Origin of the sequence: Psychrobacillus sp. NPDC096623, from assembly GCF_044762655.1 — a bacterium.
Lineage (GTDB): Bacteria > Bacillota > Bacilli > Bacillales_A > Planococcaceae > Psychrobacillus.
Genome location: NZ_JBIWER010000002.1, coordinates 287,503 through 300,227, shown reverse-complemented (window position 1 = coordinate 300,227; position 12,725 = coordinate 287,503). Strand labels below are relative to the sequence as shown.

Here is a 12,725-nt window from a genome sequence, read left to right as displayed (position 1 = left end):
TAGAAAATCAGCAGACGACGCCACTCTGTAGCCAAATCCCCCAAAGTCCTTCTAAACAATTAGTAGCTTTTATATATCATTTAGTATGACCGCTTTTTTCAGTTCACTCGACTCGTAAGCAGCTAAAGCGACTTCTAATGATTTTAATCCATCGAATCCAGTTATCGATGGCTGTTTACCTTCTCTTATGCAATTAACGAAGTCCAAAATTAAGCCGAAGTCCATATCATTACCAAAGAAATGGTGTTCAAGCGATTTCTTTCCGTTAGAAAAAATTCTAAAATGCTCTTTAAAAGCATCTACCTTCACAGTTTCTTTTGTACCAATTACTTCAATTGTGACATCTCCCCAAGTTGGATATTCAGTAAATCGGGACCAGCTTGCATCATGGGAAGCAATGACACCATTTGCAAATTCTAATGTTAGTAAGCCAACGTCATCAATATCTATATTATGGAAGTATGAATCGACGTAAGATTTCACCTCTACAACTTCCTCGTTTAAATACCAGCGCATTATATCCACCATATGCACTGTATGATCTAATACCGCTCCCCCACCTGATTGAGCTTCATCTATAAACCAACCACCTGGATTTTGGCCTCGATTTGTTGTCCGAAAGGCTAGTATTTCTCCTAACTCACCTTGATCAATTATTTTTTTAAGTTCCTGAATTGGAGAGCTAAATCGAACTGGATAAGCAATTTGCAACGTAACATTATACTTTTTACAAGCTTCAATCATCTCTTTAGCATCTTGAACATTCGTTGCGATAGGCTTCTCACACAAAATATGTTTCTTTGCTTTTGCAGCATTTAATACCATCTCTTTGTGACGACTATTTTCACTACAGATAATTACAGCGTCCATATTGAGGTTTAAAAAATCTGCCTGATTAGAATAATAGGGCACATTATATTTAGCAGACACCTCTTTGCCTCTGTTAATATCTTCATCAAAAATAGCCGCTATCTCTACATGAGGGATTTTCTCTAAGCTATCTGCATAGCTAAAAGCATGCATATGGGCAAAGCTCATTATTCCAATCTTCATTTTTGAGCACCTCCATTCAATAGTTTTTGGAAGTCTTCTAATTGTAAAATCATTTTTTCATCTAAAACCCTAGCGGAGTTTAGGATAGCATCTGCCGAATAAGTTAATGGAGATTTCGTCTTATCGTTTGGAATTATCGGTTTCATTTGATCACTATCAAATTCAACAATATTTTTTATGCCACTCCATTCAAGTTCTATTTTCTCTTGATCACCGACAGTATATTCGATATGTGCCATTGTTCCGTTCTCAAAATTTATCATGATGATAATATGCCTTGGAACTTTGGATGAATCAGTTTTCTTTATATGAATATCTTTTAGTTCCCCAAACAAAGAAGAAAATAAATATAATTCTCCAGCCATCGATGATTGAAGACTTTCTTTTCTACTAGTGCGTCTAAATCTAAAAACTCCTCTTGGATGAGTTTCATTTTTTACGATTTTGAAGAAACTTTGGAAAAATGGAAAGGCTTCCAATTCAAAATAAACGAAGACTTGATCGTTCCTATGCTTCTCCATTAATAAGCTGTAAGGCAAATATATATTTTCTTTTTTTCTTGCTATAGCTTTTTCATATTCAGTCGCAGCTACTACGTAATTCGTATTTTCATTACTACTACCTGAAATTTCATCTAGAGACTTTAATATGGTTGGATTTGCTAAAGTGGAGTGAGTATCTAGTTTTTCTATATTGCAGAAAATAATATTAGCGATGGTTTCCGCCCTCCTCATTTAACAATTTTCTTAAACGATTAACAGCCTCTTCATTTGCCAACTTCGCATCATCTACACCTTCATACTCTATCGATAACCATCCATTGTATTGAACTTCCTTTAAACCATTTACAATATACTCAAGATTTACTTTCCCATCGCCTGGAATCACACCGATTAATTCGATACCCTGTGTCGACCGAAAACCAATCAACTGCTCTTTGTCTACTTTTTCACGAAAATCTTTGAAGTGAACATGAACTATCTCCTTTTTCAATTGTTCAAATGCTTCCTCCGGAGGCTCATGAACGAGCAAAAAATTCCCTGTATCAAATGTCGATTTTACATATGGACTATTAACGTTTTGAATTATATTTTTCACTTGAGCACTTTTTCCCGCTAATAAACCATGGTTTTCTAGAGCAAGATACACGCCTTCTTTTTCAGCCATCTCGGCACATTCTTTTAGACCGTTCACTATTAAGTCGGCACCGTTTTCAAAAGTCAAATTCTCATGGATATCTCCGCAAAATACACGAACTATATTAGTACCTAACTTTTTGGCAACCCGAATACCGTCTAAAACTTTAAGCACTTCTATTTCCTGCTCTTCTTTAGATTCCTTTACAAAATTATTTGATACATCATAAGCAGAAACTTGTAAATTATTTTTCTTCAAAGCCTCTTTTACTGATTTAATCTCCTCATCTTTATCGTCAGGATTTTTCCAGTAAAAATCTAATAACTCTACACCATCTAAAGTAATACTCTTTGCATAATCAATAAAATCAAGAACAGACCAGTTTTCTTTCTTTATAGTAGAAGCTAAACTGTACATACTTACACTTACCTTCATCATAATTCCGCCTTTATATTGCATTCACCAAATGTTTCATGATAAATGACAATTTATTTTCTTCGTGAAATGGATTATTCTCATGAGTGAATTGAGGATATACCTCTATTCTTTTTTCCATTGATGACAAATGATTGTACGCAGCAAATACCGTAGAAGGTGGAGTTACTGCATCTTCGAGCCCTATCGTCATTAGAGTTGGACAAGTAATTTCTTCACAGAAATGAACTGAATCTATATAACCTAAAGTGCGCATTACATTATCATATGTTTTGTATTGCGGATCAGATAGCTTAAAATAATTGACAATCTCCATATACGGTCCTAAATTCGCCACTTCTAACGCACGTTCAAAATGAGCATTAAATGGATAGTCTGCAATCACAAGATCAACATTACCAACGATTCCTGCTAAGCTAAGTGCTAATCCACCTCCCTGTGAGGAACCTGCTAATCCTAACGTAGTCAATGCTACTGGGGCATCGACAGATCTTATCCATCGTTCTAGCATAATTAGGTCCTTATAGACATTTGTATAGTAGTAATTTGTTGGTTCCTGAATCCCATTTAACATCCATCCAGGAGTTCTACTACCATTTACATATTTAGCAAAATCCGGAGAGTTTCCTTGACCACGAACGTCAAAGGAGTATACAGCTACACCTAGGGAAGTCCATTTCAAAAAATCCATCGGCAATCCGCGACTTCCAGTATAGCCATGGAAGTTTATAATAACGGGACAATTATCAACAGATTTTGGCTTTATTACAAAACCTGACAATGGTGTACCATCCCAGCTTTTAAATGTAATATCCGCAACCTTAACTGTCGGCACAGGATAGTTTCTCCACCCTACATCTACACTTGGAAGAATTGATATTAAGTCATTCTTTTGTTTCTCCCAAAATAGTTTAAAGTCCGTAGGTTTATTAGTAAGCTTCGGCTTGTATTCTCTTAGTGCTTCTATTGGTAAATCTCCAACCTGTCTTCCCATCATTTATCCCACACTATCATTTATTTAGATTTTTCATAAAATGATTCCGGCCACTCTAATTCAAAACCATCCATTCTTAGTCGCTTTTGAAATTCCACTAACATTTGTTTGTTTTCTCGAACCTCTTTGGGAATGATGTCTTTTTCTAAACAAAAAGCCACTAATGCTCCACATGCTTCTCCTATATTCCATTCCGTTGGGTGCAATCGATAACAGCCATTCGTTATATGTGTAGTTCCAATATTTTTACAACCAGCCAAGATATTATCTGCATCCTTCGGAATAATTGCTCCTAGTGGAATATGGTAAGGTAGCGCCTTAATATCAAGATATGTGCGCCCAGAAATACTAGGATGTAAATCGATACTATATGAACCTATACCAATTCGATCCTCATATAACTTCCCTATATTTCCGACATTAAATAGTGGTGAAACATCCTGTTCGACAATCGTATATTCAGCTTTTATACGTCTAGATTCTCTAATATAAGGAGCTTTCGCCAATCCATCCTCAGTCTCGAATATATCCTTACGTAACTTTAATCCCGGATATCCCTTCCCTCCATCAGGTCTTGGAGCTTCCGTTTGCAACCAATATAAAAGAGAGAGACTTAATTGTTTTGCTTGATATAAATTTTTTTCTTTTTCTTCGATAGATACATCGTAAATATTGCCTAAGAAGTAATCACTTTGAGGCCAATTCATTAAACTAACGTCTTTTGAATCATTAAGCGAACGAAACTGGCTTTCGTCATAAATACGACGATACTCCCATAGTGGAAATCCATTTTCTTCACGGAACAGCGTATATCTTCTTTTTTCCTTCGTTATAGGATGAGGAGCAAAGAAACTCAAATATTTGTCTGGCCAAATATTCGGGTGGAACTCTTGCCAAAATGTGTACATTTCCGGCTTTTCGATAATGTGATTTTCTCCTTCTCGATTTTCCATAGCGAGTACATACGTAAAAGCTTGGATATCAATGGGATTTGCTTCTTCTAATGCATTAGGTTCATTCCAATCACTCTTACCTTCAGCTCCCGTTACGTACGGTAAATTCGCTAGAGGAAGTAAATCACCTGATTCTGTTGCATCTACAAAATAAAAGGCTGTATGATTTGCTACTTCCCCAGTTTTTATATTCTCAACAGAAATATCATATAACTTTCTATCCTCTTTATTTACGGACTTCACTACCGTATTTAACTCGATTGTTAGCAAGTTTCTTAAAACGTATGGTAAAAGCATTTCATTTAAAACATGTAGACTCACTCGTGGATCATGACAAAGATTACTTACTAGACCATTTCCAGGATTTAATTTATTGTTTTTCTGTTGAGGATCCATCAAATTTGTATAAAACTCTCTCACTTTTTCCCGATATGTTCGGTAACTTTTAGTTGAACCGAACTCTTCAATCCATGGGTGTTCATCAGGAGGAACTCCCTGTGAAGTTGACTGTCCTCCAATCCAATCTGTCTCCTCTATTAAAATTACCCTTAATCCTTTTGCGCATGCTGATAAAGCTGCAGCACAGCCGCCTAGCCCACCACCAACGATTACCAAATCTAATTTTTTTGTATTCATTTACAAATATATTTCTTTCCCAGTTTTAGCAGATTCATATACAGCATTTAACATCTTCATCACTTGAACGCCATCTTCAACTGGTGCTAGCGTCTCTTTTCCAGCTATACAGCAATCAACGAAATGATTTATTTCGTTTGTAAATGCACTAACAAAGTCAAAACTTAAATTATCGATTTGAGGAGTGATGTTTAATATAGTATTATTTTTCTCGGTTACCATTGCTATCTCTGGTTCTATTTCTGCTCCGCCTTTTTCCCCGAACAGCTTCACATAGAGTTCATCTTCCTTTGCATGCAGCGTAAAACTAACGTCGACGTATAATGATGCACCATTTTCAAATCGAATAAGCGCGTTTGCTAAATCCTCCACATCATTTAAGCTAGAATTATAGTCTGCAGCCTTATAAAATGACAGATTTTCTATATTGCTTCTGTTCCCTAACTTAGCATATACATTCCCACTTACCGAGACCGGACGCGGTTTCCCCATCAAATACCAACAGATATCAATCATATGCACACCTAGGTCTAAAAGTGGCCCCCCTCCAGATTTTGAGCTGTCACTGAACCAACCTCCAGGATTTCCTAATCTTCTTATACAAGAAGCTTTTGCATAATATATTTCTCCAAGCTCACCCTGATCGATAAATTGTTTAAGAATTTTTGTATTACTTCCATGCCTTCTAACAAAACCAACCTGTAGAATCTTACCGGTTTTTTTTACGGCTGCTTCCACAGCCAATGCCTCTTCGACCGTTAAACTAAGTGGTTTTTCTACAAGTACATGTTTCCCTGCTTCTAAGGCTGCGATTGCAATTTCTGCATGTGTATTATTCCACGTACAAATACTTATAGCATCTATCTCACTATTTTGTAGTAGTTCTTTATAATTGTTATAAAGATTTGTAACTCCGTATTTTTCACCTGCATTAGCTAGACGTTGGTCATTGCTATCACACAATGCAAACAACTGAGCTTTCTCGTTAGCAATATATGGATTAATATGAAACTCTGATATAGAGCCACCACCGATTACTCCAACCTTTAACATAATTTTTCCTCCTCTTTCTAATTGTTATAAGCAATAATGGACGTTAAAACTTGTGATTTTTTATCTAATAAATCTTTATAAGCCCCCGGAGCATCATTAAAATCAACCGTCTCTGATAAAAATGGTTGAACATCTATTCGCTTTGTGTTTACTAATCGAAGATATTCAGCAACGTTTCTACCTTCCGTCCAGCGAACATAACCATATGGATAGTCTATAGCTTGTAACTCATATTGTTTATCATATCTTCCTGGTCCACCAGCTCGAGAAATAAGAATTTGCGCTTCTTTAGCAAACATTAGTTCACGAGGAAAATCAGGCTCTATATCTCCTACAATTACTACTTTCCCTTGGTTTCTAATCCACTTTAAGCTTTCGTGCGTTAGGGGTGAACGCTTTCCACCTGCACATAATAAAACGGCGTCTGCTCCTCTACTATGTGTAGCTTGCATTACTTCATCTTCCATATTGCCCACCGAAGAAAAAGAAGTTATTCCTTCCTGTTGCAGCATACTTACTCGCTCCTCTGAGATATCGAGTGCAATAACATTGAAAGCAGCTGCGTTAGCTATTTTTGCAATCATTTGTCCCAGTAAGCCTAAACCGACCACAACTACCGTTTCTCCAAATTCAAGTTTAGCCACTCTTAATGCATGAATAGCAATAGCTCCTATACCTGCTAAAGCAGCTTGTTTAGTCTCCATATTTTCAGGTACTTTAGCGCATAATGTTGTAGGAACTAGAAGGTACTCCGCATGACCTACATATGGTGCACCGTAGCATGCTACTATATCTCCAATTTGATAGTCAGAGACATCTTCTCCACATTCTTCCACGACTCCCACTGCACTATATCCTAAAGAGATTTCCTTCCCCTCACTAACTCCGATAATTTCAATCTCTGTTCCTGGTGACACAGCGGAAAATAGCGTTTTTATCAATAAAAAAGAAGGTTTGATTGTCGGCTTTTCTTTTTCTAATATTCGCACTGCACCATTACTTGCGGCAATTGAATTCATTTGACACACTCCTTACTTGGAGAACCATTTTGTTAGATTTTCACTCACAAAAGTATCGTCATTCAAATGAGGATACTCTGTATACACACGATTAATCTCTTCAAATTGATTTGGACTTAGCTTTTCTTTATCCAATAAACACCAATTCCCTTGAAGTAGTCCTTGTCTAGTCAACACTTCATTTATCCCAGCAATACTTCCCTTGAATTGATTGTTTGGGTCAAAAAAGGCAGCATTTGCATCTGTTATTTCTTGACCTAATGTTAACAATTCACTAGGAATTTGTTCCGCTGACCTATATTTAGAAATCTCCTCAAATATCTCTACTGCTGTTTTTGTCCAAACAGACCAATGACCAAGTAGTCCACCAACAATTTGTTTTGTTATTTTTTTATCTCCAACACTAATTTTATAAGTTGTTAATAGATCATTTACTATATTGTCATCATTGCCCGTATAAATAGCTATTTCTTCATTTCGCTCCGAATTACATACTGCTCGAATAACATCAATCGTTTGATACCTGTTAAAAGGAGCAATTTTTATCGCATGAACATTAGGGATATTAGCTAGCTGCCTCCAAAAATCATAGGAAAGAACCTTGCCTCCTACCGCCGGTTGCAAATAAAATCCGATAACAGGAATAATTTCCGCTACTTTTTTAGTGCGAGCAATTAACTCTTCCTCTGAAGTGTCTTGAAGTCCACCCATACTTAGCAAACCAAGGTCATAGCCTACTCTTTTTAAAAACGTTGCTTCTGCTATCGCCTGTTCGGTAGGTCCACTAATGCCTCCAATTTTAATGAAAGAATCAGGTACCTTAGCTTTGGCCATTTCTTCTATCGCGAGAGTTAAAACTCTTTCGTACAAATTAAATTGAGGGTCTCTTATTTCAAACTGAGTTGTATGGACTCCAACTGCAATCCCTCCAACTCCTGCGTCTATATAATATCGGGTTAGCGCTCTCTGACCAGCTTCATCTAATTGTCTATCCTCAGTAAGAGCTAGTGGATGAGCAGGAATCATAGCGCCTTTCAGTAAGCTGTTCTTCACCTCTTGCTTCAACATTAAAACGCCCCTTTTCTCTCCTGGAAGTGAGTTGGTTTATTGTAAGTTTCGCCTTTGTTAATTAACCAATCAGCTGTCATATCAAGCATTTGCTGAAGCGAGACTTTTGGATAGCCAAATAATTGATGTGCTTTAGATGCATTATTCAACAATGCAGTATTCTTTTCTTCATTTACAAATACAGGAGAAACGTTAAACCGCTTGCCAAATTCCTCCGCTAACCAACGAACCGATAGTGTTTCAGGACCAGTAATATTCAATAATCTCGGTGGAGTGTTACAGTATAATAAAGAGCGAACTGCATATTCATTGGCATCACCTTGCCAAATAACGTTCACAGTTCCCATTGTAAGATCCACCGCTTTACCTTCTAAAACACTTTTAGCAATCTCTAATAAAACCCCATATCTTAAGTCAATTGCGTAATTTAAGCGAAACATAAGCATTGGAGTTTTGTTTTTATGAGAAAAACTAGATAATACACGTTCACGACCTAAGCAAGATTGAGCGTACTCACCAATTGGGTTTGGTGATACTTCCTCTGAACAGTTTCCATTAATTACGTTTGTTAATGGGTATATATTACCAGACGAGAATGCAACGATCCTTGAGTTATTAAACTTTTCAGCTACTCTTCCTGGTAAATAAGCGTTCATTGCCCATGTAAAATGCTCATTACCTGTTGTACCAAATTTATTTCCTGCCATAAAAATGACGTTTTTCACTTCGGGAAGCGCTTGAAGCTCTTCATCATTGAGTAAATCTACCGCTATTGTCTCGATTCCATACTCTTCAAGTTCTTTTCTTAAGTCGCCTGACGAAAATCGAGATGCGCCAATTACCCTTTTTTGTATACCAGCTTCCATAATTGCACGTTTTGTCATTTTTGCTAAAGTAGGTCCCATTTTTCCACCCACTCCTAATATCAAAATATCTCCATCAACTAATTTAATATCCTCAATTAGTTCGGCAGATGGCTTTGTCATAAAATCCTCTAATTCTGCTAACGTCTTCATTTAATCACTCCTTCATATTATTTTATAAATTAATTGATCACTAAAGGTTATGTCTTTAAACTGTCTTTAAATGACTAAACTTCTAATGATACTTCAACATTAGTATTTACGATATATTTTGACATTTTCATATACAGAACTTAAGATAGATTGAACATTACATTTAAAGACACCTCTACCTAAAAACTGGTGTTTTATAGGAGGAATAGCATGTGACAAGTAAAAAGGCATTAAATGATACCTCCGATATAAAAATCGGGATTATTGGACCAAAAGATTTAGTGAATGAATCAAGAGAAACATTAATGGCTTTCCCTAATTTCAAACCTGTGTTTCGTATTATTGAACAGGACAGTCAAATTCATGACATTACGAAAGAATTAATAAAAGATGTAGAAGTATTAATGTTCACAGAATTTCATGCTTATAATATTGCGAAACAACTAGTCGATTTTAAAATCCCCGTACATCACATGCCCCTAATGGGCACCGGACTTTACAGATCGTTATTTCTTATTAAAATTGCATATCATTTAACTAGTTTATCCATTGATACTTTTGATAAAGATTACGTTGAACAGATTTTGTTAGAACTTGAAGAGGATAACTATAATTTACTAGTCTATAAGAGCAATAGACCTAGTTCAGGAATCAATGAGATTGTTAACTTCCACATTGATAACTACAGAAGTAATAACTCAATAGCTCTTACTGGAATTACGGATGTCGCTAAACAATTAGACAATCTTCAAATACCCTATCAATGGGTAACACCGACACAGCAAGATATGATTGTCTCTTTTGAGAGAGCTTTACTAGCAACAGACACTAGAAGAAACAAAGAATCTCAAATTGTATTTGGATTAATCAATATCGATAACTTTAAAAATGTCACCGCAAAATATTCCTCTGAGCATGATGTGCAATTGTTAAAATTGAAATTGCAACAAATGCTACTAGAATATATTAAAATGCTAGATGGACACCTCATTAACCTAGGCGGAAATGAATATTCTTTTATCACTACTCGAGGTATTTTCGAGCGTGAAACAAGAGGTTACAAATTTATTCCCCTATTACAAGACGTAAAAAATGAACTTGGTGTAACGATAAGTCTCGGTGTAGGTTTCGGACGAACAGCTGCTGAATCAGGAAATCATGCTAGATTGGCACTTCGACAATCGCTCGATTTAGGTGGAAACGTCTGTTACATAGTACGAGAAGACCAAAGTGTCATGGGCCCAGTGGACATAACAACATACAAACAATATGAACAATACAATTTGGCAATTACTGATCCGCAATTACTAGACAAAGCTGAAAAAGCTGGAATGTCCGCATCCTATATGACAAAACTAATGGCTCGTGTCTCTAGGCATAAAAAAATTGAATATACCGCTCAAGAATTAGCATCCACTCTAAATGTCACAATCCGAAGCGCAAACCGTATTCTGTTGAAATGGACTGATGCTGAATTAGTCGATATTGTTGGAGAAGAAAAAGTAACTCACAAAGGAAGACCTCGCCGCATTTATCGTTTAAGCTTTATTGATGAAGAACAACGATAAGGCTTTTCTTCCAAAGTCGGGGTGTTCATGCCCCTTCTTTTTAAAATTAAATAATAACCTCTTCCCCACTATAACTACTTTCAGTAGCTGCTTCTAAAAAGCGAATAATTTCTGTCGTTTCCTCTAAGGGAACTCTAGTATTTCCATCAATGAAAAAATTCATTATTTGCTCTAGCAAACTTGCATAGTAAGGTTTAATATCCAAGTCCGCATTCACGTATTCACTACCTTTTTCAAAATGAATCACTGCACCAAACTGATTATTTCCCTTTCTATTCCCTCTTATTGTTCCTATTCGCCCATCATTCCACACAGCTGTAAATACGTCATGATCAACTGTCTTTACTGTTTTTACGGATTTTACTCCTTGCCCTAATATAGCAAATAGCATTTCTACTATATGAATACCGTACCAAAAGTAGCCTGCTTGGTTTAACTCCATCGGTCCAAAACAATCAGCTCCAATTATTTCTCCTTTTTCAGAGTTATGCATTATACGAGTTAAGCTTTCTGAATATCGAAGTGCTGATGAACTCATTAATGGTGCACCGTACCGCTTAGACAATTGAACCATCTTTTTTGCTTCTTTGGTATTTAAACTAAAAGGTTTGTCAACAAAAACTGGCTTTTTCCATGCTATTATTTCTTTTAACTGTTCATAGTGAACCGCTCCATCTACGGACTCCAGTAGAATCGCATCACTATTTCTTACCACGTCGTCAATTGATTGAACAATTTCGATAGCGTAAGTGTCCCTTAATTCCTTCGTGAACTTCTCCACTCTAGATTTGCTAAGTTCAAAATCTGGTGATCCTCCAGGGAAAGCAATAACTACTTTCCCGCCCTTAATGTAATGAGGATTATCCGAATCATTTAAAAGCTTTGTGAAAGCAATGACGTGGGAAGTATCTAAACCAACAATACCAATAGATAGGTGTTTGATCGTTACCCCTCTCCTTAACTAGCTTGAATTTACTTCAATCCAGACATTTGAATTCCCTCTGTGAAAAATCTTTGGAAGAAAAGGAATATGAGAAATGTCGGTATAAAGGAGACAGCTGAACCTGCCATCTCTATTCCAAAGTTCCCTTCTTTTCCTAAAATGGATGCCAAACCTAGCGTTACTGGAAACATCTTTTCTTGAGTCAAATATATCAATGGTTGGAAAAGATCATTCCAGTTGGATATAAACGAAAAGGTACCTACTGTTGCAATAACAGGTACGGATAAGGGCAAAATAATCTTAAAGAATACTTGCAGATCATTTGCACCATCTATATAGGCCGCTTCCTCTAAATCGTTTGGTATTCCTTGTAAAAATTGCCTTACTAGAAATACCCCCATAATACCCCATATTTCTGGTACAATCAGTGCCCAATATGTATTAATCCATCCAAAATCTGAAAACATAATGTACTTAGGGATGATTAATAGTTGTTGTGGAATCATAATAACTCCCATGAATACCCAAAATATAAACTCTCTACCAATAAACTGCTTTTTGGCAAAGATATAACCCAGTATTGCGCAGAATAACATTTGACTAAATACAGGAATTATCGTGATGACAACAGAGTTCCATATCCATCGTAAAAACATCCCATCACTCAAGATGTATTTATAGTTTTTTAATGTAGGGTTATCAGGAATCCAAAATAGCGGATCTAATTGCGCATATTCCACATCTTTTAAAGAACCTAAAACCATAATGATAAAAGGCATTAAAAAACAAAAACCTAATACAAATAAAGCTATATATGAAATTACTTTTTTCATTGTTTTTTATCCTCCTT

12 protein-coding genes are annotated in these 12,725 nt (G+C 36.2%); 1 reads left to right on the top strand and 11 read right to left on the bottom strand.

Translation table 11 applies throughout. The features are described 5' to 3' along the window. Positions 1-69: 69 nt before the first annotated feature. The 9 genes from ACIQX2_RS06190 to ACIQX2_RS06150 are packed head-to-tail and all read right to left on the bottom strand — an operon-like array spanning position 70 to position 9,364. A complete protein-coding gene (locus ACIQX2_RS06190; protein WP_402847765.1) occupies positions 70-1,053 on the bottom strand; it encodes a Gfo/Idh/MocA family protein in 984 nt (327 codons plus the stop codon). Further along, positions 1,050-1,787 (bottom strand): hypothetical protein, encoded by a 738-nt coding sequence (locus tag ACIQX2_RS06185; RefSeq protein ID WP_402847764.1) that lies wholly within the window; start codon positions 1,785-1,787, stop codon positions 1,050-1,052. The genes ACIQX2_RS06190 and ACIQX2_RS06185 overlap by 4 nt, the downstream gene beginning before the upstream one ends. Then, positions 1,762-2,625, bottom strand: a complete 864-nt coding sequence (locus tag ACIQX2_RS06180; protein ID WP_402847763.1) for a sugar phosphate isomerase/epimerase family protein — start codon at positions 2,623-2,625, stop codon at positions 1,762-1,764. The genes ACIQX2_RS06185 and ACIQX2_RS06180 overlap by 26 nt, the downstream gene beginning before the upstream one ends. 13 nt (positions 2,626-2,638) lie before the next feature. Further along, a complete protein-coding gene (locus tag ACIQX2_RS06175; RefSeq protein ID WP_402847762.1) occupies positions 2,639-3,622 on the bottom strand; it encodes an acetylxylan esterase in 984 nt (327 codons plus the stop codon). A 17-nt stretch (positions 3,623-3,639) separates the two neighbouring features. Then, complete coding sequence (locus ACIQX2_RS06170; protein WP_402847761.1) at positions 3,640-5,208, bottom strand: FAD-dependent oxidoreductase; 1,569 nt, start codon at positions 5,206-5,208, stop codon at positions 3,640-3,642. Continuing rightward, the gene (locus tag ACIQX2_RS06165; RefSeq protein ID WP_402847760.1) at positions 5,209-6,261 is read right to left on the bottom strand and encodes a Gfo/Idh/MocA family protein; all 1,053 of its coding nucleotides are present in this window, start codon (positions 6,259-6,261) and stop codon (positions 5,209-5,211) included. A gap of 17 nt (positions 6,262-6,278) precedes the next feature. Further along, complete coding sequence (locus ACIQX2_RS06160; protein WP_402847759.1) at positions 6,279-7,280, bottom strand: zinc-dependent alcohol dehydrogenase; 1,002 nt, start codon at positions 7,278-7,280, stop codon at positions 6,279-6,281. 12 nt (positions 7,281-7,292) lie between these two features. After that, entirely contained in the window at positions 7,293-8,348 is a 1,056-nt protein-coding gene (locus tag ACIQX2_RS06155; RefSeq protein WP_402847758.1) for a dihydrodipicolinate synthase family protein, read from the bottom strand. Then, a complete protein-coding gene (locus ACIQX2_RS06150) occupies positions 8,348-9,364 on the bottom strand; it encodes an NAD-dependent epimerase/dehydratase family protein (protein ID WP_402847757.1) in 1,017 nt (338 codons plus the stop codon). Before ACIQX2_RS06150 ends, ACIQX2_RS06155 begins: the two co-directional genes overlap by 1 nt. Before the next feature lie 212 nt (positions 9,365-9,576). Here ACIQX2_RS06150 and ACIQX2_RS06145 point away from each other — a divergent pair, with 212 nt between their 5' ends. Continuing rightward, positions 9,577-10,932, top strand: a complete 1,356-nt coding sequence (locus ACIQX2_RS06145; RefSeq protein WP_402847756.1) for a GGDEF domain-containing protein — start codon at positions 9,577-9,579, stop codon at positions 10,930-10,932. A 46-nt stretch (positions 10,933-10,978) separates the two neighbouring features. On the opposite strand, the gene ACIQX2_RS06140 is transcribed toward ACIQX2_RS06145, so the two are convergent. Beyond that, on the bottom strand, positions 10,979-11,713 hold the full coding sequence (locus tag ACIQX2_RS06140) for a Gfo/Idh/MocA family protein (protein ID WP_402847755.1): 735 nt from the start codon (positions 11,711-11,713) through the stop codon (positions 10,979-10,981). A gap of 191 nt (positions 11,714-11,904) precedes the next feature. Continuing rightward, positions 11,905-12,708: a carbohydrate ABC transporter permease gene (locus ACIQX2_RS06135; protein ID WP_402847754.1), complete on the bottom strand. Its 804-nt coding sequence runs from the start codon at positions 12,706-12,708 to the stop codon at positions 11,905-11,907. Positions 12,709-12,725: the final 17 nt, after the last annotated feature.